Below are 22,949 nucleotides of genomic sequence, written 5' to 3'. Positions count from 1 at the left end.
GAAGCTGATGACTGAACTGATGGAGCGCGAACAGCAGGCCGCAGCGGTGCGAGCGGCCGTGGGTCGGTGGGCCGGGGCCGGTCCTGACCGTGCCGAGCAGGAGAAGCAGGAACGTGCGCAACGCCGACGGCAGCAAACGAAGGTGCTGCTGAACCCGTGGGATGCCGACACCATCACCGAACCGGGGGAGCGGGGATGGTCTGGACCTGGTGGTGGACGCACGTTCTGGCGGGAACCGCCACCGGAGATCCGCGGCACAAGTGTTCAGGTAAACGGCGCCTTCTACCCATTCGGGATCTCCGGCGGTTTGCCCTCGGTCGGTGTGCCGCTGGGGCGGACACTGACGCCGGCGGCGGAGAGGGTCAGTTGTGACCCGATCAGCTGGTTCCTGGCAAACCGGCTGCTGTCACCGATCATGTTCTTGCTGGGCCTGCCCGCACTGGGGAAAACCTCACTGATCCGGCAGATGGTCGGGATCATGCCGGTGTGGGGCATCACCCCCATCATCATGAGCGACATCCGCCCGGGCACCGACTTCGGGCCAGTCATCGATTCGATCGGTGGTTACCGCATTCAGGTTGGCCCGGGTGCAGGCACAATCAACCCTCTGGATCCGGGACCGATGGCCGGGTATCTGTCGGAGTTGCCTGAGAAGGAACTGCTGGAGTGCCTGGCGTTGATCCGGAACTCGCGGATCAACCTCACCCAGGGACTGCTGGAAATCGTTCGCGGCAAGCCGTTGGCCGACACCGAGAAGACCCTTCTTGCGGCCGGGATCGACGTGCTCGATCAGGAGCACGACGGTGTGCCAGTGCTGCAGGACCTGGTCGCGGTCATTGCATCTCGGCACGACCGGCTGCGCCAAGTCGCCTATGACCGCGGTGATGACAACCGTTACGACGACTTGGCCGAGGGGTTGTTGCGATCGCTGGCGGCGTTGGGCGGTGATGGGCCGTTCGGCGCGACGTTCGCAGGGCAGTCCAGCTTCGAGTTGGACCTGACTCGGCCGGTGGACATGGACCTGTCGTCCATTCCGCAAGGCGCTGATGAGCTGATGGGCGCGGCTCAGTTGGCTACCTGGTCGCTGTTGTCCTCGACGGTGGCGGCAGCGAAGTACCTGGCCGCGGCCGGTGTCATTGAGGATCGCACCTACCTGCTGGTGGGTGACGAGCTGCACCGCCCACTCAAGGCCCTGCCGGTGATCGCTAAGTACCTGGACGTGATGATCCGGCTCATCCGCACCCTGAAGCTCGGGGCGATCTTCTGCACTCACACGATGGAGGACCTACGGCTGCCTGACCCTCAGCTGACGACGTTGGCGTGGGGCTTCGTGGAGAAGTCCCCGTTGGTGGTCATGGGCGGTCTCTCCCGCAAGGAGATGGGCAACCTGGTCACGGTTTTCGACATGTCACAGTCCGAGCAGGATGCCCTGGTCGGCTGGACCGATCAACCAGCGGTTGACCCGGACACCAGCCAAGAGGGGGAGCCGCCCGGCCGGGGGAAATTCTTGCTGAAGGTGGGGCGCTCACCCGGCATCGCGTTCCGCGCCAACTTGTCTCCGGTCGTGAAGGAAGTCAACGACACCAACTCCTCCTGGGACGAGCTGCGGGCGGCACGCATGTACGGGAGTCAGGAATGAGTGCCGACGACGCGCTGACGCGGGCCGCGCTGGCAGCGTGGGAAGAACCGTCCGGGCGACCTGCCCGCTCACCAGAACGCGAACGCCGTGCTGCGGCCCGGCAGTGGCTGGACCCCGCCGTCGTGGATCGCATGTACGCGATCAACGAGCTCGCGGCGCAATGGTTCGAGTCGCACTACGAGGGTTCGTGGGCGCAGGAGCACCTGACCGGTCGCACCCACGTTGATCTGGCCGGCGACCGCGGAGCGCGGCCGGGGTGCGCACCTGATCGGTGGCGTGGACTGGTGGAGCATCTGCAGTCTGAAGGGGTCAGCGAGGAGGAGATGCTGCAGGTCGGTGTCGCGTTCCGTTCGGGCCGGGGCCGGGTCGTGGACCTGATGCGCGACCGGGTCGTGATGCCGGTGCACGACGACACTGGCCGCATCGCCGGTTTCGTTGGCCGGGAGAACCCTGACAACCCCGGAACAGCGAAGTACATCAACACCAAGCGAACCGAACTGTTCGACAAGGGCGAACTGTTCTGTTCGGCTCTGCCGGTTCGTGGGCAGGTCGCGATCGTGGAAGGGCCGGCGGACGCCCTGGCCATCACGATCGGGTCGGGTGGACGGGTGGTCGGTGCCGGCACCCTGGGAACGGCACTGACTCAAGGGCATGCCGAACGGTTGGCCGAGCTGGCTCAGGAACCGATCGTGTGGCGCGACAACGACGGCCCCGGGTGGGAAGCCGCCGAGCGGGACTTCCGGTTGTTGGCGCAGTACGGGGTCGAACCGTTGATGACGACCGGGCCCGAAGGAGCAGACCCGGCCGATGTGCTGAAAACGGACGGTGCGGCCGGGATCCAGACAAGGCTGGATCAGGCGCGCCCGGCCGGCGAGCTGCTCATCGAGCACCATCTGGCCGCCGGCCGCGCCGGCGCAGCAATCAGCGTCGCAGCGGAGCGGGAGCCCTGCTATTGGGCGCCCGATGCTGCACGGATCGCGGAACGCTCGGGCTTGGAAACCCAGGCAGTGCGGAATGACCTGGCCGCCGCTGTCAGGGGCGCAGAGCCCGGCATTGTCAGCCTGGCTGCTCCCGGGGCGGATAGTCGTTCAGCTGGGGGTTTTGTCCTTCATGACCGGGAGCGGTCGGCTCTGGTGGACACGCTCCGATTCGAGTATGAGCGGCGGGCCCCGGAGCAGTTCGACGAGAGCGAGGTGTACGCCGCCCTCGCGTCGGATCCGCAGTACGCCTACGACGAGGGCGCGACCGAGCGGTACATGGCGCGGGAACGTGTCCATTTCGCGGCGACTGAGAAACAGACCCTCGAGCGGCTGCGACCGATCGAAGATCTCGCCGACCATGTGCAGCGCACGGGGTGGGTAGACCTTGACGACGCCGTGACGAGATCTGTGATCGCCGATGTTGTGGCCGATGCAGGGTGGGACCTGAGCAGCAGCGACCCCGGCGTGGCTCCACCAGAGGACCTCCGCGGAGTGATTCAGGCTGTCCAGGACCGCACCGCAGCCGTGGCGGGCGGTGCGGACCGGACGGTCGCCCAGCAAGTCAGTGAGACGGCCGGGGCGGAGGCAATGCAGGCCGCGGACACCGGCCGCGCGTCGGTGCGGGAGCAGCTGCAAACCCTCGCGGCGCAGCAACGGGCGGGGGTGGTTGAGCGGTCACCAGTAGTGGCCGCACAACCAGCCCACTCCCAACGGAATCTGAGCAGCAGCACCGAGAGTGAACGGGGCATGTGATGCGGCAACCGGAGCGTCAGGACCGGCGCGGCCAGGATGTGGTGCTGGCCGGGTGCGGCTTCGGCGCCGTCGGCATCATCGCCCTGGGTGGGCTGATGGTGTGGGTGGCCGCGGCCGCCGGCGGTCACGGGCACGGGTCCGTGACAGGTTGGGTCACCAGCCTGTTTAGCGGTGATGGTCGCTCATGGTCAACGACGGCCACGGTCGTGCTGATCGGTGAGGGCGTCGCGCTTGGCGGTGTGGCGATCGCCGCCGGACGGGCCTGGTGGCGATGGAACAAGGGGCGGGCCCGGATCGATGGGCGCGCTAAGTACATGTCCACCAACCGCGACCTTTCCCCGCTGACGGAGCAGGCCGGGAAGAAGGCCGCGCAGGAGCTGGGCGTGGTCGGCGCGGGTCTCCCGGTGGGCACCAGCATCCTGCGCAAGCGGCGGCTGTGGTCGGGATGGGAATGGTCACTGCTCATGGTGATGGGCACCCGCGCCGGTAAATCCTCGTGTGAGGTCGTGCCGCACATCTTGAGCGCGACCGGGTTGCCGGTCGTCACGACCAGCAACAAACCAGACGTTTTCTACGACACACGCGCGGCCCGGGAAGCCGCCGGTGCGATCTGGTGCATGGACCTGCAGAACATCGCCGGCCAGGGCGAGCAGTCGCAGTGGTACTGGAACATGCTCGACTTCGTCGACAACAGTGTCGAGCGGGCCGATGAACTTGTCGACATCCTCGCGGCCGCCGTGACCCCCGGAAACGCCCGCACCGATGCGTATTTCACCAGCGCTTCACGATCCTTGCTGTCCTCGCTGATCCTCGCGGCTGCGGTCGCTGATCAGCCCGTTACGCAGGTGTACGAGTGGCTGTCGGACCCGAACCAACGCATGGATCATGCTGACCCGCTCGACCTGCTGGAGCGTCACGGGTACGCCCAGGTGGCAACCGATCTGCGGGAAAAGATGAACCTCACCGAGAAGCAACGCGATGGCGTGTATGGCGGGGCTCGGGAATGGGTGTCATTCATGCGATCCCCGGAGGTCGTGCGGTGGATCACCCGCACCGGACCCACCGACACTCGCCGGCGTTTCACCGCAGCGCAGTTCGTGACCTCCACCGACACCCTGTATCTGCTGTCCAAGGGACGCGGCGGAGCCGCCGGCCGCGCCGTTGTCGCCGCCCTGACACGGGCGGTCATGATCGCCGGCGAGCAGCAAGCCGCCCGCGAAGGCGGACGTTTGTCGACGCCGATCGTGTTCGAGCTCGATGAGGCCGCGAACGTGTGCCGCATCCCCGAGATCCCGGACCTGTTCACCTACTACGGCGGATTGGGAATGCTCCTGGCTGTCTACCTGCAGAACCCGGCGCAAGGCGAAGAGTGCTGGGGGGAGAACGGGTGGCGACAGATGTACTCCAGCGCGAACGCTTTGCTGATCGGGCGCGGGATCCGTGATGAGAAGTTCCTGCCCGGTGTGGTGCAGATGATCGGGGACCGTCACTGGGTCGAACGCACCCGCAGCCGCGGAAAGGGCGGGTCGAGCACGAACGAGACGCACCGCCAGGAGCACATCGTGACGCTGGCCGACCTGACTGCGTTGGAGCAAGGGCGGGCGATCCTGCACGCCACCGGGTCACGACCGATCCTCATCCGACTCGACCACTGGTCCTCCAGCACAGCGATGAACGAGGCTGTCGTCGCGTCCCGCGACCTTTACCGACCGGCTCAGGACGACGACAAGGTGGATGGTGCGCGGCCGCTGGCGTGGGCCTCGACGACCGCCGGCAAAGAAGGGAAGTCCCGGTCATGGTGAAACGAACCGCCGCCCACGCAGACCCCGAACTTTCAGCTGAGGAGATGTCTTCGGCGGGAGCACCGCCGGCGGTGAGCTCCAGCGAGGCCGATCCCGCCGATCCGAAGGTGCGGATTGCGTGGACGCGGGTGCGTGAGCTGGACGCGAAGGTGGCCGGTGCCAAGCACAAGCGGCGCACCCTGAAAGACCAGATCAACAAGATGCAGCGCCAGGTCGACCAACTCGTCGACGGCGACACCGACCCGGCCGAACTCGACCAGCTCGAGGAGAAGCTGGCCACGGTGAAGGCCCGCAGAACCCAAGCGGGGTACCGGCTTCGGGCGCTGCGCGAAGAAGCCGCCCGGGCCCGCGAGCAAGCCCAGCTCCTGGACGTCGCCGCCCTGGCGGCGATCGCGCCCGCGGCCGAAATCCGTGAGGAGGGGAGCGGTGGTGAGGAACCGCCGCGGGTCCGGTTGCGGTTCGCGTCGCTGCCGTTGTTCGTGGAGTCGTATGTGCTGCCCAACTGGCGGCACCCGCTCAGTGGCGGGGTCGCGTGGTGCGCCCGGTGGTGGGAGCACGCCGAAGCGATCTCCCGCCTGTCGGCGTGCTGGGAAGCATTCGAGGTGATGCGGCAAGAACCCGCGCCGGCGCTGTCGGTGTGGTGGCGGGATCACCTCGATGTGCACATGGCCGCGCTGACCCGCGAAAGCGGGCCATTCAAGCAATGCGACGCGGCCCGGGGGTCGCACAAGGCACAACCGGTGTGGGCGAACGTGCAGCCCCCTGCGGGGTTGTTCCCGATCGATGACGAGGCAGAAATCGGTGGGCGTGGGAGCACGCTGGCATTTGAGACGAAGGAAGCATCATGAGCGATGAGATCGGGAACGAGTTTGACCGGGTGCTGCGTACCGCCTTGATGGGGTTGGGGCAGTTGGGGGAGCGGGTCGCCCGCCGGCAGGCCGAGCGTCAACGTACCGAGGCCGCCCGGGTGCACCAGGCGCAGCTGGAGGCCCGCTACGGGAACCAGCAGCAGGATCGGGTGCTGCGGGAAGCCGACCGGGTGTGGTTGGACGAACGGGATGCCGCCCGGACGGTGTACCGGCCGTTCACGAACCCGGCGACCGTCGACCGTGCCACGCCCGAGCAGGCTGCGATGGCGTGGGAGCACGCCCGGTATTGGGCCGGGCAAGACCCGGTCGCGCGCGAATCCGAGCGGGTGATCGGTGAGGCGATCAGGACCCAGCACGGGCAAGAACCATCGGACGTCCTGGCACGCGCCACGGCCGCGCACGCCCACGCAGCCCCCTCCTCCTCAGCGCCTGAAACGGTGACCGACGAGCAGGTGCACCGCGCGGTGGAGTGGGCCGAACGGGACGCCCCGCCGTACTACACCCGCCACCGCGACGACCGCCTCCTGGCCTCAGACGGCACCCTCGACCTGTCGGTGGCGTCACGGCTCGTTCAGGACCATCACGAGTGGAACCGGACAGGGATGCTCAGTCACGAAACGACCGTCCGGGAATGGTCGCGCCACGTCGGCCGGACCGACCTGGACCCGCCCGCCACGCAGGAAATCACCACCCAGCAACTCCAAGAGTTGGATCGGGTGTGGGCAACCGCGCCCGAGCGGCAACCGGAACTCACCGTGCAGGACGCGCAAGAGATGGCCATGCAGTACGCGCCGGCGTACTACACCCGCCATTTGGAACCTCGATTGCTCGACCGGGAGACCAGCGATCAGCTCAGAGCGGACATGACAGCCCTGCGGGACACCGGGGCCGTCCCGTTGCGGAGCCGGCAAGAAGAGTGGGCAGCCTGGACCGGTCAGGAGGTCGAAGGGTTGGAGGAATCCGAGCGCACCGCGCGTTTGGAGGAGGCGTGGGCGGCCGGCGTCGACGAGCGGGGCGCGCTCGAGCTTGAGCAGTCGCGGGTCTCGGAACAAGACCGGGCACGGGCAGCTGAGCATTCGCCGGAGGTCGACGACCGGCTCCGGGCGGTGTACGCACCCCACCTGGACCCAGCCTCAGCACGCGAAGCTTCGCCGGAAGAGCTAGCCCGGTCCTGGCAAGCGGCCAGCGTGGTGGCCGCGCCGACCCCTGGCGATCGCGCGGCCGCCGAGCAGCTGCACCGCCAGTTCGTGGCTCGCCATGGCGCAGAGCCTGGCCAGTGGGTGCACGACCAGCAGCCACCAGGACGCGGGCGTGAATGGTTACTCGTTGACGTCCTCGCGGACCGGGCCGCTGAATACGGTGACCGGATCGACGCCTCCAACGCACAGGCAGCTGCACGCGCTGGCGAAGCCGACGCAACCCACCCCGACCCAAGCGTCGCGGCTCGTGGTGAAGACCGCGCTGACGTGGAACGTCAGAGGAGCTACGCCGAAGAAGCAACCGCGGCGCTGTGGCACGGCGACGAACAACGCGCTGTGCGTGAAGGAGAGATGCGTGCAGCAGGGGAGGCCGCGACCTACGACCGGGCCAACGAGGCCGATCTGTCCGCGCCAGGCGTGACCCACGATGCCCGGGAGGCGGTGGTCGATTCGTCGCATGGGTTCTCTCAACCGACCGGGAAGATGGTCACCGATGCTCGGCGGTCCGGGAAGCAGCGGAAGGCTCGCAAAACGACCAGCACCCAAGGAGTGCAGCGCAGTGCTGAGCTGGGCCGTGGCCGGTGACCGATGAGGGAGCCCAGGACAATTCACGTTCGCACTCCTTGGGCGTGGTGCTGGTTCCCGTCCGAGCACCTCATCACACAAGATCCTGATGTCATCGATCGCCGGTCACCGCGCCCAATCAGCACCGCTGAGGTCAGCTGGCCCACGATCGCTCACGCAACGCAGTACGCCGTGCACCATGCGATGCAGGGGCCGGCCGGCCTCGACCACACGGTTGAACACACCACTGTCGACGTGCCCATCCCACTCACAGTGGGGGAATACCAGCTCGTCCAGCGGTGGGTGGATGACGACCCGGTGACCTACTCCTATGAGGATGATCGGATCGAAGACGGGCGGCACCGCCTCTGGCTAACCCGCCCTTATACGCAGGGATCACCCGTGCCAATGGTGTCTTCCAACCTGCACCAGCTGCGCTCCTGCCTCGTGAACGATCCGCCGGGGATGCGCGAATCGGGCATCGAGCGGCTAGAGGAAGCTGAGCGTTGGTGGTCGAGCGAAGCTGCCGATCAGCACCGGAGAGAGAACATGCGGCACCGCCGCATGCTCGCAATGGCCTACCTGGCGCTGACCGATCCCACGCCGATCCCACGACGATGGCTGAAGGAGTACGCCGGCGACGAACGCGCCACGCTCGCAGCGTTGGGTGAGCTACACCAGGCAGGACGGACTGATCGGACATTGCTCCAGGACGAGCTGTGCTGGGCCTGGCGGTACTGCCCTGACGGACGGGGCATCGGCCGCGACGTGGCGATCAGCATGTTCCGCACCCTCGCGGACGGCGACGGTTTCACCGTGGCCGGACAGCCAGCACACAGGCCCGAGCGTCCGCTCCAGCTGTGGCGAGGAGCCACCGCGATTAACCGGACCGGTGTGTCGTGGACGAGCAACCCTGAGATCGCACAGCACTTCGCTCACACCCGGCAATCGCCGGGCCAGGTTGGACACGTGTGGACCGCTCACATCCCACCCGGGCGCATGCTGGCATACCTGCCAGATGAGCACGAGTTCATCGTTGACCTGGCGGGTATGGAATCCCTGGTGCACGAAGCACCAGCTGCTCAAAGCCGAAAGATCAGCTGGTCGACGCGACGCGCAGTGAAAAGGCTGACGCGCGTAGCCGCCAAGCGGCGTAGATGAGCGTCATCGCTCGTACCCACGTTCGGTGGGCGCAGCTCCACCAAAGCGGCGCGGTCGTTCTCCGAGGTTCCTGCCAGCCGGGAGAACCACCGGTCGTGCCTGCACCGGCTTGGCGGTGAGCTCCGGTCCTGCCTCGCCCTGGCTGGACACCACGGCGACCGGGGCTGTGGACTCATCGCTGTAAACGTCCAGATGCCCGGTGGAGACCGCCTGGGTGCGGGCGGCATCGACCAACTCCCCGCGTGCGACCTGGGCGTCGTGTATTGCACGCATCGTCCGCTGCATCTGCTTCATGACCGCGTACCAACCGCGGGTCGAACTCTGCGAGGACCCACGCAATGCCAGATTCAGGTGCCGCATCGCCAGCCCTGCGCCACCTGAACGCTGCTGGAGGCTGCCGTGCCCGTAGGTCCGTTGCTGCGGGTGCTGCGGCTCGAACGAGACACGCGCAGCCTCGTCCGCGACCTGGCCCAGCCGAGAGGCTGCTTCCCGGTTCGGATGGTGGATTGCTGCGAGCGAAAGCACGCCGGCAGCGGTCGCAGCGTGCGATCGCCACTGGTCGACGTCGTGCGGATCGGTGACCTTCACCTCCGACTCCCACTCCTTCAAGTGGTGGCCGGCCTGGTCAAGCTCGGTGGTCGCGTCGACGGGCTCCGGGTCGGTCACGGGTGCCTCGTCGCGCCACAGTGCTAGCGCTTCGGCTCGTGATTCCGGGGTCTCGTTGAGTGCCCACAGGGACTTCCGTAGGGAGGTCAGTGTCAGGTCCGGGGCAAGCTTTGATGCTGCGATCCGAACCGAGTCTTGGTCGGCGAACCGGACGCTGTACCCGGTGACCTTGTCGCGCCCACCTGGTGCCCACCGCGGAAGGATCTCCAAGTCTTGGTTGGCGAGGTTGTTCAACCACTCGGCCTCGGTCCGTGAGCCCATCGCGACACCGCGCACGACCCGCTGCAGGTGCACTCGGTCGGGATCTATCGGACCGGAACCCTTCAGCTCACGCTCCTCGGATCGGCGCAACTCCGCCTGCGAGTAGGCGCTGAAACCAGGCTGTCGGGTGCCCTCAATTCCTGGTGTCTCGTAGGTCGGCGAAAGGAACGACGAGAACTCCTGTTCCAGCTCCCGACCGATCCGGTCGGCCGCAATCTTCGACTGATGCTCAGAGGACCATGCGCCGTCCTCCCGGACCAGGTTCACCACGACGTGGATGTGGTCGTTGCCCTTGGAAGAGACGCCGTGACGCACAGCGATCCAAGACGACCCGTGGCCGTTGTCGTCGACGAAACCCATCCTCTTCACGTACTCGTGGGCCAGGGTGTTCCACTGCTCGTCGGTCAGGTGATCGTGGGTCGGTGGAAGCGCCATCGACGCGTGAAAGACGTGAGTTCGTCCCGTCGTTTCGACACCATCACGGTGCAGCTGCGCACGGCTCAACCCGCCTTGCGCGGCACCGACACCAGCGAGTGCTTCCACGTACTTTTCATACCACGCACCCTCAACAACGCGGCCGAGAATGGTCGCGTCCGCCACCGACAATTCACCGGACCACTCCATCTCCAAGCCGGGTGATCCGGCGACCAAATGAGGGTTGTCGTGCTCGTTGACGCGACCCGCACCGAACAGGTATCTCGTCAGTCCGGACGCGTCCGACCCGGATCGGAGGACGCTGATTCTCATGCGCGCTCCGAGTCCGGAAGTGATTCAATGACGGCCGTGATCCGGTCGGCCACTTTCGACAAATGCTCGATGGTGGCCAGCAACTCAGCCTCAGCCTCCAACCGCTCCGTCGCGTTCGCAACCCGGGCCAACTGGTTCAGGTTGTTGCTGTCGATCGCGAGCAGCCGGCGCACTCCGTACAGCTCGTCATGGATGCGGGAAAGCTTCGCTGACGCGACCACTCCACCTGTGGTCAACGCACGCTCGTACAGCCTCGGCACCGAGATCTTCTGTGCAGCAGCCAGCGCCTGGACTCGCACCCACTCCTCTTCGGAATGACGAATGACCGTGCGGAAATCGCGGGCACCTTCGGACGAGTTCGCACGCCTCCGGCCGCGGAACAGTTTGGCGGGACGAGACGACCCATCGGGCGACTCAGAACTTCGATCGGCCACCACAACCACCTCCGCCAACTCACCTGAACCGTGGCGTAGCCACCGTTCGAAAACCAACCTCTTTGCCTTCAGTCTGTCACAGCTCGGACCGCCAGGCGAAGCCCAAGGCCCGAGTTAAGGCACCTAACCCTCCGACTTGCTCCCGCCGAAGGCGGTAGCAAGTCGCGCTAATGCCCCTGCCGGGAGCCGAAGCCCCTAGGGGGCGGTCTGATGAGACCGGCATGTCGGGTGCCCGGCCTACCATGGGTGCATGAGCGAGATCACAACCAAGGCAGAAGAGCTTCTTGCGGGCCGACTGGAGAGCGTGCGCAAGCTGGAAGAAGCACGCACTAACGTGCTCCGAGCGCGCGAACATCTCGCCCGCGAGGAGCGAGCCGAAAGTCAAGCATGGGCCGAGGCATCCGCCGCGGGATGGACGTCGGCGGAACTCAAGAAAATCGGATTCATCGCGCCACGTGGTCGTCGAGGCGGTCGACCCGCGACGGCGAGACGCCAAAGCACTGCCCGCGACGCCAGTAGTTCGAAAGGGTCGGACCACAACACCCAGGATGTTGCCCCTTGAGCGCGGTCGGCGACTGGGTCTATCGGTTCTCAACCTCTGCGGGCATTGGTGGTACTGGCGCGCTCTTCGCAGCGTGGATTACGTACCGGGGAGCAATGAAACGACTGCACTCGGACCGAGGGGCGGACCAAGACCGACTGGACGCTGACCGCGCTCTCGATGATCGCCGGCATGAGCGCGAGCTCGACCACAACAGGACCGACCGATACATGAGAGCGGTCGAACAACTTGCCTCGGAGTCACCAACGATTCAGATCGGCGGAATCTACGCGCTCGAGCGGGTCGCTCAGGAGTCTCGCGTCGACCGAGAGATGATCGTCAGCCTGCTGTGCAGCTTCGTCAGGCCAACGCCTGCGGAGCAACGCGAGTGGGAGAACTCAACCCCCGACGGCATGCCAGACTTCGAAGATGTAGGACACGCGGATGTGGTCAAGCGTGCGGCGGCGGAGGTGGTTGCACGTGGGCGCGGTGGGTGGCCACCGGCACTAATCGATCTCTCCGGCGCCTTCCTTACGCACAGCAACTTTGTTGGTGGGTCGCTTTGCCAGGCCAACCTCAGTGAAGCAAACCTCATGTTCTGCAACTTCCAATCAGCGGATCTGCGCTGGGCCGAACTGAACGGCCGGACGCACCTGGGCATGGCGAATTTTTCGTACGCGAACCTCACGGGGGCAGTTCTTGCCGGAGCAAACGCCACGCACGTCACGTTCGATCACGCAGACCTAACCGGCGCCAACCTCCAAAGCGCCGATCTGTCGTGCGCGTCGTTTCGCAATGCCGATCTGAGCGGCGCCAATCTGATGTCGGCCGAACTATTCGACGTGGACCTTGGCACCGCACGCATCGACGGTGCCGTGCTCCAAGACGCCGACCTAACGCGGGCGCACCTCACCGCCAACCAACGCGAGTACGCGCAGAGCCAAGGAGCAAAGCTCGCATCATCGGGATCTGATCCAGACGACTCCCATGGGTGACTGGTCGGTCGCCATCGACAGGACTCACCCCTAGAGCCCCGAAATTGATCGCGAGGCAGTGAGCGGAGTGGTCAGCCGCGGGATCGACTAAGGGACCTCTCGATGCCGTTCAGGTACACCAACTCACGAGCCTTGGGTTCGGCTTGCTGGTCCTGCGCCTGCTGGATCGCTGTCCCAATGACGTACGCAGCAGCAGCGCCCGCGCCCGACACCGCCGCGCTACGAAGATCGTGGGGAGCCAGGAGCCCCACCGTGATGGCAGGCCCGCCCGACCTAAGAGCAGCGGCCCAATCACCGAACAGTCGCCGGGCAGTACCCCGCACAAGGCGAGTTCCCTGAAGCCCGGTGCGAAGGTTGTTCATCGCAGGAAGCAGGGCGTCGTTCCAGTACTCGGCGATGTCAGTGTCAAGGGACTCATCCAGGGCGGACGAAACGAGCTTCTCCGATAACTCACGCACACATCGGCGATAGTCGGCACGGCCATCAGCAAGCTCATCGCGTGCTTCCAGCACGTGAGCCATCGGGGCACTGGGGAACGTCGGCAGATGACTAACGAAGCCAGCTCCGACCGCGGCGCGCTTGGATCGGTCCGGACTGGCAGACGATGCCTGTCCTGGCTCTTGCCGGAGCAACCGCTTGGAACGGGGGTCGAGCATGACGGTTCCGGTCGGGTCCTCCCAGGCATGGCGTAACCGCTCTCGAAACCACGCGACATGCTCCTCGCTTTCATCATCAAGCTCGAACTCGTCGACGTCGACCTCAAGCACCCCTGCATCTCGTGCGATGTCCAGCTCAGGGGTCAGCGTCTTGTCGTAAAACTTGTTCGCCTCCTCCACCGCTGCTCGGATCTGGGGCTTGAGGTGAGCTTCCGCGGAGCTACGCCGCGGATCATGCATCGGCAACTGTTCAAGCCGGGCAAAGCTCTTACGGACGGATTTCAGGCTCTCTCCGCCGAAAATTCTCGCCAGAGTTTCATCGGGCAGCCCACGGACGTCCGCCCACGGATCGTCAAGGTCGATCCCGCGCAACGGCCGGAACGTATCGATCATGGCCGTGGTAGGTGAAATCAACCGGACTTGATCCGCGTAGAGCAGGGCACTGCGAACCAGCCCTAGCTCCCGACGAACGTTGTTGAACCCAACCCGCCGAAGGGGAGAGACCAAGACCGTGACGGTCAGCAAATGGGGAGACGGCTGCGCCCCCTGAGATCGACGGCCGTTGCTCACAGCGGCAACTCCACTTCTTCGCCCCCGCCAGCCATCGGCGGCCGCGGCGTAACACTGGGTGCGTACGCCCCACGCCGCAGCACAACGTCGTGGATCGTGCGTCGGGCACAGCCGTACTCACGCGCCAAGCGAGCACGCGGCACCCCCGCGGCGTCCAGCCGGCGGATCGCGTCCACCTGCTCATCCGTCAGGGCCCTTGCACGACCGGTGTAAACGCCCCGCTGCTTGGCCAACTCGATGCCCTCCAGTTGCCGTTCACGGATCAACTGACGCTCCAGCTCGGCGACCGCACCCAGCATGTGCAACTGGAACCGGGCGAACGGATCTTCGGCGGCCGCGCCGTCGAAGATCAACCGCTCTTTGATGAACTCAACCCGCACCCCACGACCCACGAGCTCATCGACCAGATTCGCCAGATCGATCAGTGACCGCGCCATCCGGTCCATCGAGGACACCCGGACCGTATCGCCGGCACGTACGTGACGCAGCAGCGCCTCCAAACCGTCTCGACCGCTTCGGCTCCTGCCACTGGACTTGTCAGTGAACAGCTGCTCTACCTCGCCTATCGCCGCCCGCTGCCGATCGAGGTTCTGCTCCGTGCTGCTGACCCTCACGTACCCCACGATCTGTCCCGGCATGTCTAGACCCTAGGGCAGAAGTGTGCAAAAGCATGCGAACAGACCCTAGTTGCCCGATGATGCACGAGCACTCGAGGTGTGCAACTGGGGTGTACCTCATCCACACTAATGCGCGGAGGGAGACCAGACACCAAGCGGAGGTGGGTCCTCACCCCACGGCCCTATAGGCCATCCCTCATTGAAACCCGCGGTGGCGAAGTCGACCTCGGAGGCCTCGTTGAACTGCACTCCGGGGAAGGTGACCCGGCAGCCGTCGTTGAACCACGCATCGGAGAAGTCGACCCGGCAGCCGTCGTTGAACCACGCATCGGGGAAGTCGACCCGGCAGCCGTCGTTGAACCGCGCAGCGGAGAAGTCGACCCGGCAGCCGTCGTTGAAGTGCGCAATGAGGAAGGTGGCCAGGCAGCCCTTGTTGAACCGCGCTTCGGGGAAGGTGACCCGGCAGCCGTCGTTGAACCGCGCACTGGGGAAGGTGACCCGGCAGCCGTCGTTGAACCACGCACTGGGGAAGGTGACCCAGCAGCCGTCGTTGAACCGCGCTTCGGGGAAGGTGACCCGGCAGCCGTCGTTGAACCGCGCACCGAGGAAGGTGACCCGGCAGCCGTCGTTGAACCACGCACTGGGGAAGGTGACCCAGCAGCCGTCGTTGAACCACGCACTGGGGAAGGTGACCCAGCAGCCGTCGTTGAACCGCGCATCGGAGAAGTCGACCCGGCAGCCGTCGTTGAACCGCGCATCGGAGAAGTCGACCAGGCAGCCCTTGTTGAACTCCGCGCCGAGGAAGGCGACCCGGCAGCCGTCGTTGAACCTCGCGCCGGAGAACGAGTGAGATCCTGTGAAGTGCGCCTCGGTGAAGTCGAAGGCTTTGTCCGACCAGGAGGTGGTGGCACCCTCTTGCAGGTGTTGGGTGATGACCCGGGTGATTGTTTCGCGCACTCGGGTGTCGGCAACAGCATCCTCGCTCGTGCTGGTGTTTCGGGGGGTGCGGATGTATGCGCAGAGGACGTCAATGCAGACTTGCGCCTCGCGGTGGTTGCCCATGGTGATCCAGTCGTCGGCTAGGGCGGCCATGGCGTAAACGCCGGCGAGACGGACGGGTGCCGCGTCGTCACCGAGCTGGGCGGCGATCGTGGTGTACCGGTCGCGCAGCCGGTCGATTTCTTCTCGCCCGGCTCGCTTTTGGTCCAGTGCGTACGCGTCGGCCGTGATCTGCGCGGTTCGTGCGGTGAGCTCGACAGTCTTCTCGGTGGACCGCTGGCGTCGGATGCCGACCACGATCGCGGCGGCTCCACCGACGAGCGCGGCGACGGGGACGGCGGTGCGGCTGAGTTCGTACAGTCCTGGATGGGTCTTCGCTGACCAAGGCCACAGTCGTGCCGGGTGGGTGCCGATCACTGCGAAGCCGTAGAAGGCCACGGCGAACACCGCCAGGACCAGGAAGATCGCCAACGCGATTTGAACCCAGAGACGATCCCACGGCCGAACCTTCGCGCCGCTGGGCTCAGTGGCATCAGACATGACGGTCAGTCTGCCGGGTGAGTCGCGACTGTGAACCGCTGTTGCCGATCTTGGTGATGCGGGTCTAAAGCCCGAAAGTCCAAGCAGCCGTTTCGAATCACCGTAGAGGTGCCTTCGCACAGCCGAGACCCGGTGGACCCGCGCCCTGCGTGTCACCGCTCGAAAAAGGTCGTTAACGGTCGGCGCCAGCCGCCGCGGTTGCTAATTAGCTAGGCCTCGATCGACTGCATGTCGACCCCGCCCGGAGCGCACCTCTTCATCTCCCCGAGGGCGGTTGCGACCAGCACAACGGCGTCATCGCCAGGCCGCTCTCCCAGCATTGCGTACAGGAGATCCTTGATCCTCTTTTCGGCCTTCTTGACGAGCTCCTCGTCACCCAGAGACATCGCGTTGTCACGAACAAACTGCAGCCGACGGAGTGCGTGGGCATCCTTGGCATCACCGTGCTCAAGTTGCTGAAGCTCCTCGGTTCGCGTGGCTTTGGCCACGTGGGCGGCAACCTGCGCCTTTGCTACTTCGTTGCGAAGCGCCTCTCGTTCGAGCCCCTCCCGAATAACCTCGTTCTCTAGCTTGAGTCGCTGCCGCTTTGGCCCTGCCTGCATGAGTGAGTCGACGAGGCGGGTTCCTGTCGTGAATACGTCTCGCACTTCGCCTGTGGTGGGTGCCGGGTGGTCTACATACCAGTTGTCTGCCGAGTCGTCCGAGGGAACTTCGAGGCCAAGATCCAGCGGGGAAGCCATCCGCGCTGAGATCACCCGTGGCGTGGCGGACTCTGGCTTAAACCCGTGGAGTAAAAGGCACCCCTCCATGAACCAGCCGAGCGCAGTGATGAAGTCACCCAGCCGGTCGGGCGGGACATTGCTACCAAGATCGGCTGAGACCCAAAGAGTGGGCACTGACTTCTTGATCGGTGCTGCAAGTGCGCTTCGTGCTGCCGCGCTAGCGGCCGAGAACGAGGCGCGCGCCTTCGACGCGCGCACCCTCATCGGATGGTTTGCTGCAGTACCATTAAGGAAATAATTGGCCTCAGCCTCACGTAACGCATCCTCTGCTTCAAACCGCAATCCGGTGATCACCCTCGGATCCGCGCCCGTTCGCACTGCGACTGCGAAGAGGTCTGCTGCTCGGGTGGCTTGCCGAACCAGTTTGTCTGCCTCCCTCTCTGGCTGCGACATTCGCTGTCTGCGCCCAGAACCCGAGGCTGCATCCCGCTTCCTCGGGGCACGCTTTGGCTTATCTGGGGCTTTTGCCTCGGCAGCCTTGGCCGCCGCTACCTCGTCGTCATGCGTACCCATATCGAAAACCATCCTTTCAGCGGGACTGAGCTACCGGTTTCCCTTGGCTCGGTTGTGCGTGATGCAGAGCATCTGGCAGTTGGAGAGGTCAGTCTGCCCTCCGGATGACCAGGCGGCGACGTGATCGGCTTCCATCTCCTTGAGCGCGTAGATCTTCGCTGCGTTAGAGCTGTGCCCGATCGCGCACAACGGACAGTTCGACACTCCCCCTGCCTGCGCGGACTTTGTCTGCTGGTCGTATGCCTTCTCTTTGGTCTTCGCGTCGAACAGGCGAACGTTGAGAAGCTTGGGGTCGCTCTCGCCGTCGAGGAGGTACTCGTAGATGCCCTTTTTGTCGTTCACGGCGTCGTCTGAGAGCAGATCCTGAAGCCGAGCGTCGATTTGTTGTGCCTTATACGCCTTTGAGTGATGCTGTTCGTACAGTCGGCCCCAATCAAGGCCGCGCATGTACCGGCTGGGTGGCGCAGTGAAAACGCTGTCGATCCAGTCGATCACGCTCGTGAAGTAGGTCTTCAGCTCGGTGATCGTCGCGTCCTGCCGATGGGTCGCCATGTAACCGTCGATGGTCTGATCTTTGGACGCTGAGACCCAGTCGAGGGCGACCTCCAAGACGTCTTGTCGCTTCGGGTCGCCTAGGATGAACGCGGACCACTTCTGTTGAAGCGCGTTCTGGGAGTTGGAGAACTCGGCTTTTGCAGCAGTGACGAACGGTCCGGAGTAGATAGCGTTTCGCAGCTCTTGCTTCTTCAACGGGACCCCGGAGATGTTGATGGTCTGGAACCATTCTTTGATCTCCGACTCCGTGCCCGTGCATACGTAGACCAGCAGGGCGCTGCTCAGGATCTTGTCTCGCTCGTCCTGAGGGAGAGAGGAGAACGTCTGCTCCTTGCCGTTGCGAACGATCGCAAACTTCCCTGTGGCAAACCGGCCCACGCTGGTAATCCGTTGCTGGCCGTCAAGGACCTCAAGGGTTGAGCCGGTATCGACGAAATAGATCAGGCCGAGCGGGTATCCCTTGAGGAGCGAGTCGATCACGGCAACGTCCTTCTTCCCATCGCCGTAGATGTAATGCCGCTGGTACTCGGGTTGGATCACCAAGTCACCGTCGAGACCAAACAACCCCTTGGCTTCGAGCTCGTTGTAGACGAAGCCCTTGGTGACCTCAGCAACCGTGTACTGCCTCAACTCTGTGTACACGGGATCAGTCCTTCGAAACTCGGGCTTGCCGGTGTCTGATGATGATGCGCTTGAACACAGCCTTGTGGGTGCTCGCCAAGCCGAGCTTCGTTCGCCCTACGTTGCCCTCATACTCAGGGCCTAAAGGCGTGACGCCGAGAGAGGCAGCGAACGCGCCATCGCTGGTCCCGACTATTTCGAACTGCTCGGGGTTGTACTTGTCGACGAAGGTGACAGGCACCCCCATCAACCCGGTGTAGTCGCTGGGAATGGCGTCGGTGAACCCGACTTCAAGAGCGTCGAAGTTCTCGTACTTCTCATACCCAGCACCCTTGATTTCCTTGTGCTTACTGTACTTAATGTTGTCTTCCATGGACATCAGCTGAAGCGGTTGGTGTCGTCGGCCGTGTTCGAGGTTTGTGAACCAACACGAGTTGCCCAACCGGGTGTAGTTCCCCTCATAGCCCATGCGCTCGGCCTTGGCACGGTCGGCCGGCGCGATATCGACGCCTTCAGGTACCTCGAAGACCATGTCGGTGGAGTTTCCGGTGGCTCCCTTCCACATGAGGTTGCTTCGGATGTGCGGGAAGATCTCTTTATAGGTGATGGCGTTGTTGCTGCCGATCACAGCGAACTTCGTCCCACTCTCGACCAGCCAGGTAACAAAGGCTCGGAAGAGCGAGAAGGGCGGGTTCGTGATCACTATGTCGGCTTCGTCACGCATCGCCGACACTTCGGGGCTGCGGAAGTCTCCGTCGCCGTTGAGGTACTCCCACCGCAGGTCGTTGATGTCGATCCGTCCGTCCCCGGAGATGTCTTCGGGTAGCAAGGTGAACACGCGGCCGCGTTCCATGGACTTGGTTTGGTCGTAGGCCGGGTCGCCGGTTTCGAACAGGGTCGGTTCATAGAACGCCCCCCCTGCGTTGCTGTTCGGCGCGTAGGAGGTAGAGATGAGCTTCTTCAGGCCGTAGTCGGTGAAGTGCAGCGCGAAGAACTTGGTGAAGTTGGACCACTCGGGGTCGTCACAGGGCAACAGGATTGTCTTGCCTCGGAACACATCAGGGTCGTATTCGAGGTAGGCGTTCATCTCCCGCTCAATGTCGGCCCATTGGGTGTAGTACTCGTCCTGTTTCGCAGCTTTGGCTGCGCCCAGGTTGGTGTTTGCCATCGTCTTGCTGCCCCGCTCAATCTCTGTGGTTATGACAGCCCTGCCCAGGCAGGCTACCGATGCAGGGTTCGGGTCAGTCCGCGTCCCAGCCGGTGGCCTCGTGCCATGCGGCAACGCTGTCTGAAGCGCCCCAGGTTCTGTGCCGCTCTCATACGGGTTGCGGCTCTCGGGTGAGGGTCGCGTAGTGGGCGGTTTCGAACTCCACAGGGCTCATCATGCCAAGCTTGGCCGCTGAAGGCTTGTCGGGCGTGGTTGCGCAGGAGGGCGCCTTCGATGAAGGCGGCGAGGTGTTCTTGCTCGTCGGGGGTGAACTGGTCGACGGCTTCGAGCTTGAGCCGCAGCGTCTGGCTCTGGGGTCCTCGTTCGTCTTCGTCGAAGAGGAGCGAGTCAGCGCTGATGTTGAGCGCGATCGCCAATGCACGGAGGACGTCGAGGGTGGGCTGGCTGCTGCCGGCTTCGTAACGATGGATCTGGGTGACATGGGCACCGGAGCGGTCGGCGAGCTGCTGCTGGCAGCGGCAGCCCGATGCAGGTCGCGATCGGTAGAGGAAGGTCGGAGTTCCAGTTCGGTGCTGCGGGCGCGGTTTCCGGCCGGCGTACCGATGCAGGGTGCAGGGGGCGTCCTACATCGGACTTCGAGCGTCCACGTCGCACTGACAGCCCAGGAGTTGAGCGACGCGGTGGTACGCATCAGGTTGCGCGCTCCAGACCCAGTGCGTGCGTACCCGGGTGCGGGTCACGAGGCCTGCGGCCAGCAGGTCTTCAAGCCACGAGTTGGGTTGAGTCTTCGACGCACCCTTGATCTCACTGGTCGCGATCGGGCCGTGCTCGACGATGATCTGGAAGGTCCGCACTCGTTGTGGAGTTCGTAGCGCAGAGAATCGTCGCCAGCGCGACCCGATCGGCGGCCGGGTCGGTGAGCGGACGTGCCGCATAGATTGCTCCAGGCTTATCCATCAATCGGCTCTCCTCAAGTTCCGCTCCGATCGATCAGGGGTGCCGTGCGGTGAAAGTGTCCTGCACCGCTTTCTGCTCATCAGGGGTGATGCCGTCGCTTTTGATGGCCCACCTCAAATGCTTCACGGCCGAGGTCGGACTGAGCTCGGTCCAACCCTTGGTCGACCTCACTCTGTTGAATTCGGCGAAGTAGGCGTCCAAGACGTCAGCCGCCAGCTCGGCACCGCCAAGCCGGTACGCATCGGTGATCAGTTCTCCGGTGTCGTCTCCGACGTGATGAATGTTGTCGTCGACTGATTGACCTGGCTTGGTGGTCACGATTTCGCCGTTCGCTGCTAACGCGCCGATCTCCTTGGCTTCGCTGATCAGACTTGCTGGGTTGTTGTGAGCGGTCACTTTCACTCACCGTTCCTTTCGTTGCGGTCAGATGTACTTGGTCAATGTGGTCGTGTTGGTCGGACGTGTCATACTCCGATTCTGTTGAACTGCGGCTCCACCGAAGAATCCAGCTACTGGTCCCACGTCAATGTCCCTCGATCGTCACGCCGTGGTCAGCGGCGACGGCGTGGATGCTGGCCGGGTCGGTGTCAAAAGCGGCGAGGAGCGAGTCCGTTTCCTTGGCGTACAGCTCACTGGCCTCGGTAGGCCACTCGCGGGGTATAAAACCCGCTCTGATCCGGTGAGGCTGTGTGCGGCTGCGGTACTGGCGACCGCGCTCCTTCTTCCACTCACGGATGAATGACTCACGAGTCATCCTCGACTCAAACTGTGGCTCACTCATCAGCGAGGCGAGGATTCGCCGCCGACGTGTACGGGGCTGCTGCTCGGTCATTGCGGTGTCCTGTCTGTCGTTGTCGATGCTGTCAGCAAGGTCTTACAGTGCCCGTGCTCAACGAACGAGCCGGTTGGGTAGGCGTGGCGGCGGGGTGGGCAAGGTGCCGCCGTTCTTGCTGCGGGCCTGGCCGACGGCGTAAGAGATCGCCTCTCCGCACCATGCGCTGTCTGAGGGCCACCGTCCGGCTTGGTGGTCGGCGCTGATCGCTTCTCGCATCCGCGCCACGGTGTCGGCCGGGATGCTGAACGAGCGCGTCGAGCCTGTGCGCTCCTCTGCTCGACCCTTCGGCGGTGCGCTAGAGCGCTGGCGGGGTGTCCGTGCGGCGTAGGTGTCGATCGCGGCCGCGATCCACTTACCGAACGTGTCGGACTCTCCGCCGTTGGTCCAGTCCGCCAGATAGCCGGCCTTCGCGTCGTCGAACTCGGCCGGGGTGAGGTAGATACCCAAACGCGCGGTCTCACCGGCAGCCGGGGCGGTCGACTTCGTGGCCTTGGGTCGAGCTGCACGCTGTGGGGTCTCCACGGTCTGAGCGGTGGGCTCGACGGCCGGGGCCTCGGGCGTGGGGTCGTGAGCGATCGCAGCGGCGTTGCGGTCTCGCAGGCTGCTGCGGCGTGCCCGTGGTGGCGTCATGGCTTGGTCTCCTTGGTCGAGCATTGCGAGTTGGTCTAAGTGGTCTATTCGGTTGCTGTGGTGGATGGTTCGATGATGGGTGCGAGTGCGGTGGCGTAGTCGGCTGCGATGCCTGAGCTTGGCGCGTAGACCGATACGGGCATCCCGGCTGTGTAGGCGTCTCGGGCGGCCACGGCTTCGCGGATGGGTGTGGTGACGCGGCCGGGGTGCAGCTCGGTCAGCATCTCGACCACTTCACGGTCGAGCAGGCGGCGGCCGTCGTGCCGGGTCGGCACGATCCAATGGACTTCTTGGCCCGGTTTCATCCTCGGGGCGATCCGCTGGGCGATGACCTCGACGAGACGGCTGAGCTGGTCGTATGCCTCGGTTTCGCACGCGACGGCGGCCACCACGACGTCAGCGGCCGCGAGAGCGGCAAGGGTGACCAGTCCGAGTGCGGGCGGGGTATCAATGACTACGTCGTCCCACTCCCCCATCACTTCGGGTAAGTGGTCGCGTAGTGCGGTGATGACCTCGGGGCGCTGGTCCAGCGATGCCAGATCGTGCGTCCCGACGAGCACGCTTGCACCGGGCACGCTGGGTGCCGGAACGGCGGCCTCGATGGCCGACGCTTCGGCGATCATCACGTCAGAGGCGACGGCCTCAACCTCGGTGTCATCGGTGACACCTAGCCGCCTCGTGAGGTTGCCTTGCTGGTCCAGGTCTATCGCGAGCACGCGGCGGCCGCGACGAGCCAGAGCTGCCACGAGCTCGGCCGCCGTGGTCGTTTTGGTGCTGCCTCCTTTGGACAGGGCGACGGCGTACACGGTCATTTCGAGATCTCCTCGGTGGTGGTGTGCGGTGCGCAGGCTGGCGAGGGCTTCGCCGGTGTGTTGGACCTGCTGGCCGTAGGTGA

The 22,949-nt window shown here is 64.7% G+C and carries 20 protein-coding genes and 1 pseudogene; 8 read left to right on the top strand and 13 right to left on the bottom strand.

Annotation, left to right across the window (positions count from 1 at the left end; genetic code table 11):
• Window positions 1-7 precede the first annotated feature (7 nt).
• The 6 genes from J5M86_RS15245 (at window position 8) to J5M86_RS15220 (ending at window position 8,967) form a co-directional block, all read left to right on the top strand.
• Window positions 8-1,639 (top strand): hypothetical protein, encoded by a 1,632-nt coding sequence (locus J5M86_RS15245; RefSeq protein WP_188061731.1) that lies wholly within the window; start codon window positions 8-10, stop codon window positions 1,637-1,639.
• Window positions 1,636-3,372, top strand: coding sequence for a toprim domain-containing protein (locus J5M86_RS15240; protein WP_188061730.1), 1,737 nt, complete (start codon window positions 1,636-1,638; stop codon window positions 3,370-3,372). The genes J5M86_RS15245 and J5M86_RS15240 overlap by 4 nt, the downstream gene beginning before the upstream one ends.
• A complete protein-coding gene (locus J5M86_RS15235) occupies window positions 3,372-5,174 on the top strand; it encodes a type IV secretory system conjugative DNA transfer family protein (protein WP_208965172.1) in 1,803 nt (600 codons plus the stop codon). The genes J5M86_RS15240 and J5M86_RS15235 overlap by 1 nt, the downstream gene beginning before the upstream one ends.
• A complete protein-coding gene (locus J5M86_RS15230; RefSeq protein ID WP_223158699.1) occupies window positions 5,168-6,022 on the top strand; it encodes a DUF4913 domain-containing protein in 855 nt (284 codons plus the stop codon). The genes J5M86_RS15235 and J5M86_RS15230 overlap by 7 nt, the downstream gene beginning before the upstream one ends.
• A complete protein-coding gene (locus J5M86_RS15225; RefSeq protein ID WP_188061728.1) occupies window positions 6,019-7,827 on the top strand; it encodes a hypothetical protein in 1,809 nt (602 codons plus the stop codon). The genes J5M86_RS15230 and J5M86_RS15225 overlap by 4 nt, the downstream gene beginning before the upstream one ends.
• Window positions 7,828-7,998: 171 nt before the next feature.
• On the top strand, window positions 7,999-8,967 hold the full coding sequence (locus tag J5M86_RS15220; protein WP_188061727.1) for a hypothetical protein: 969 nt from the start codon (window positions 7,999-8,001) through the stop codon (window positions 8,965-8,967).
• Window positions 8,968-8,970: 3 nt separating this feature from the next.
• Here the strand turns inward: J5M86_RS15220 and J5M86_RS15215 are convergent, their stop codons facing one another.
• Together J5M86_RS15215 and mobC are read right to left on the bottom strand one after the other, a co-directional pair.
• Entirely contained in the window at window positions 8,971-10,641 is a 1,671-nt protein-coding gene (locus J5M86_RS15215) for a relaxase/mobilization nuclease domain-containing protein (RefSeq protein ID WP_188061726.1), read from the bottom strand.
• Window positions 10,638-10,940: a plasmid mobilization relaxosome protein MobC gene (mobC, locus tag J5M86_RS15210; RefSeq protein ID WP_188061725.1), complete on the bottom strand. Its 303-nt coding sequence runs from the start codon at window positions 10,938-10,940 to the stop codon at window positions 10,638-10,640. Before mobC ends, J5M86_RS15215 begins: the two co-directional genes overlap by 4 nt.
• Before the next feature lie 385 nt (window positions 10,941-11,325).
• Here mobC and J5M86_RS15205 point away from each other — a divergent pair, with 385 nt between their 5' ends.
• A complete protein-coding gene (locus tag J5M86_RS15205) occupies window positions 11,326-11,637 on the top strand; it encodes a hypothetical protein (RefSeq protein WP_188061724.1) in 312 nt (103 codons plus the stop codon).
• A gap of 209 nt (window positions 11,638-11,846) precedes the next feature.
• Entirely contained in the window at window positions 11,847-12,611 is a 765-nt protein-coding gene (locus J5M86_RS15200; RefSeq protein ID WP_188061723.1) for a pentapeptide repeat-containing protein, read from the top strand.
• A gap of 71 nt (window positions 12,612-12,682) precedes the next feature.
• Here the strand turns inward: J5M86_RS15200 and J5M86_RS15195 are convergent, their stop codons facing one another.
• The 11 genes and pseudogenes from J5M86_RS15195 to J5M86_RS15145 all read right to left on the bottom strand — a co-directional run bounded on the left by J5M86_RS15195 (window position 12,683) and on the right by J5M86_RS15145 (window position 22,866).
• Entirely contained in the window at window positions 12,683-13,660 is a 978-nt protein-coding gene (locus J5M86_RS15195; RefSeq protein WP_188061722.1) for a hypothetical protein, read from the bottom strand.
• Window positions 13,661-13,833: 173 nt separating this feature from the next.
• The gene (locus J5M86_RS15190; protein WP_188061721.1) at window positions 13,834-14,475 is read right to left on the bottom strand and encodes a recombinase family protein; all 642 of its coding nucleotides are present in this window, start codon (window positions 14,473-14,475) and stop codon (window positions 13,834-13,836) included.
• A 105-nt stretch (window positions 14,476-14,580) separates the two neighbouring features.
• A complete protein-coding gene (locus J5M86_RS15185; RefSeq protein WP_208965171.1) occupies window positions 14,581-15,993 on the bottom strand; it encodes a pentapeptide repeat-containing protein in 1,413 nt (470 codons plus the stop codon).
• A gap of 209 nt (window positions 15,994-16,202) precedes the next feature.
• Complete coding sequence (locus J5M86_RS15180; protein ID WP_188061754.1) at window positions 16,203-17,288, bottom strand: hypothetical protein; 1,086 nt, start codon at window positions 17,286-17,288, stop codon at window positions 16,203-16,205.
• A gap of 30 nt (window positions 17,289-17,318) precedes the next feature.
• Window positions 17,319-18,485: a DUF262 domain-containing protein gene (locus J5M86_RS15175; protein WP_188061753.1), complete on the bottom strand. Its 1,167-nt coding sequence runs from the start codon at window positions 18,483-18,485 to the stop codon at window positions 17,319-17,321.
• 4 nt (window positions 18,486-18,489) lie between these two features.
• Complete coding sequence (locus J5M86_RS15170; RefSeq protein ID WP_188061752.1) at window positions 18,490-19,632, bottom strand: adenine-specific methyltransferase EcoRI family protein; 1,143 nt, start codon at window positions 19,630-19,632, stop codon at window positions 18,490-18,492.
• A 239-nt stretch (window positions 19,633-19,871) separates the two neighbouring features.
• Window positions 19,872-20,144, bottom strand: a pseudogene (locus tag J5M86_RS15680) (helix-turn-helix domain-containing protein); the annotation flags it as partial.
• A 478-nt stretch (window positions 20,145-20,622) separates the two neighbouring features.
• Window positions 20,623-20,991, bottom strand: coding sequence for a hypothetical protein (locus J5M86_RS15160; protein WP_188061751.1), 369 nt, complete (start codon window positions 20,989-20,991; stop codon window positions 20,623-20,625).
• A gap of 121 nt (window positions 20,992-21,112) precedes the next feature.
• Entirely contained in the window at window positions 21,113-21,421 is a 309-nt protein-coding gene (locus J5M86_RS15155; protein ID WP_188061750.1) for a hypothetical protein, read from the bottom strand.
• Window positions 21,422-21,478: 57 nt separating this feature from the next.
• Window positions 21,479-22,054 carry a hypothetical protein gene (locus J5M86_RS15150; protein WP_188061749.1) on the bottom strand — a complete coding sequence of 192 codons (576 nt, stop codon included), beginning with the start codon at window positions 22,052-22,054 and terminating at the stop codon, window positions 21,479-21,481.
• Window positions 22,055-22,098: 44 nt separating this feature from the next.
• A complete protein-coding gene (locus J5M86_RS15145; RefSeq protein ID WP_188061748.1) occupies window positions 22,099-22,866 on the bottom strand; it encodes a ParA family protein in 768 nt (255 codons plus the stop codon).
• Between the last annotated feature and the right edge of the window lie 83 nt (window positions 22,867-22,949).

Origin of the sequence: Yimella sp. cx-51 (assembly GCF_017654605.1) — a bacterium.
Classification (GTDB): Bacteria; Actinomycetota; Actinomycetes; order Actinomycetales; family Dermatophilaceae; genus Yimella.
The sequence above is the reverse complement of the archived record's forward strand: the minus strand, read 5'-3'. Positions and strand labels throughout refer to the sequence as shown.

What these genes read in the sequence shown, in the direction of transcription:
- J5M86_RS15205 (WP_188061724.1), top strand. Translation starts at nt 11,326, where the DNA reads ATGAGCGAGATCACAACCAAGGCAGAAGAGCTTCTTGCGGGCCGACTG.
- J5M86_RS15190 (WP_188061721.1), bottom strand. Translation starts at nt 14,475, where the DNA reads ATGCCGGGACAGATCGTGGGGTACGTGAGGGTCAGCAGCACGGAGCAG.
- J5M86_RS15200 (WP_188061723.1), top strand. Translation starts at nt 11,847, where the DNA reads ATGAGAGCGGTCGAACAACTTGCCTCGGAGTCACCAACGATTCAGATC.
- J5M86_RS15155 (WP_188061750.1), bottom strand. Translation starts at nt 21,421, where the DNA reads ATGACCGAGCAGCAGCCCCGTACACGTCGGCGGCGAATCCTCGCCTCG.
- J5M86_RS15195 (WP_188061722.1), bottom strand. Translation starts at nt 13,660, where the DNA reads ATGATCGATACGTTCCGGCCGTTGCGCGGGATCGACCTTGACGATCCG.
- J5M86_RS15245 (WP_188061731.1), top strand. Translation starts at nt 8, where the DNA reads ATGACTGAACTGATGGAGCGCGAACAGCAGGCCGCAGCGGTGCGAGCG.
- J5M86_RS15235 (WP_208965172.1), top strand. Translation starts at nt 3,372, where the DNA reads ATGCGGCAACCGGAGCGTCAGGACCGGCGCGGCCAGGATGTGGTGCTG.
- J5M86_RS15170 (WP_188061752.1), bottom strand. Translation starts at nt 19,632, where the DNA reads ATGGCAAACACCAACCTGGGCGCAGCCAAAGCTGCGAAACAGGACGAG.
- J5M86_RS15230 (WP_223158699.1), top strand. Translation starts at nt 5,168, where the DNA reads ATGGTGAAACGAACCGCCGCCCACGCAGACCCCGAACTTTCAGCTGAG.
- J5M86_RS15240 (WP_188061730.1), top strand. Translation starts at nt 1,636, where the DNA reads ATGAGTGCCGACGACGCGCTGACGCGGGCCGCGCTGGCAGCGTGGGAA.
- J5M86_RS15215 (WP_188061726.1), bottom strand. Translation starts at nt 10,641, where the DNA reads ATGAGAATCAGCGTCCTCCGATCCGGGTCGGACGCGTCCGGACTGACG.
- J5M86_RS15185 (WP_208965171.1), bottom strand. Translation starts at nt 15,993, where the DNA reads ATGTCTGATGCCACTGAGCCCAGCGGCGCGAAGGTTCGGCCGTGGGAT.
- J5M86_RS15150 (WP_188061749.1), bottom strand. Translation starts at nt 22,054, where the DNA reads ATGACGCCACCACGGGCACGCCGCAGCAGCCTGCGAGACCGCAACGCC.
- J5M86_RS15180 (WP_188061754.1), bottom strand. Translation starts at nt 17,288, where the DNA reads ATGGGTACGCATGACGACGAGGTAGCGGCGGCCAAGGCTGCCGAGGCA.
- J5M86_RS15225 (WP_188061728.1), top strand. Translation starts at nt 6,019, where the DNA reads ATGAGCGATGAGATCGGGAACGAGTTTGACCGGGTGCTGCGTACCGCC.
- J5M86_RS15145 (WP_188061748.1), bottom strand. Translation starts at nt 22,866, where the DNA reads ATGACCGTGTACGCCGTCGCCCTGTCCAAAGGAGGCAGCACCAAAACG.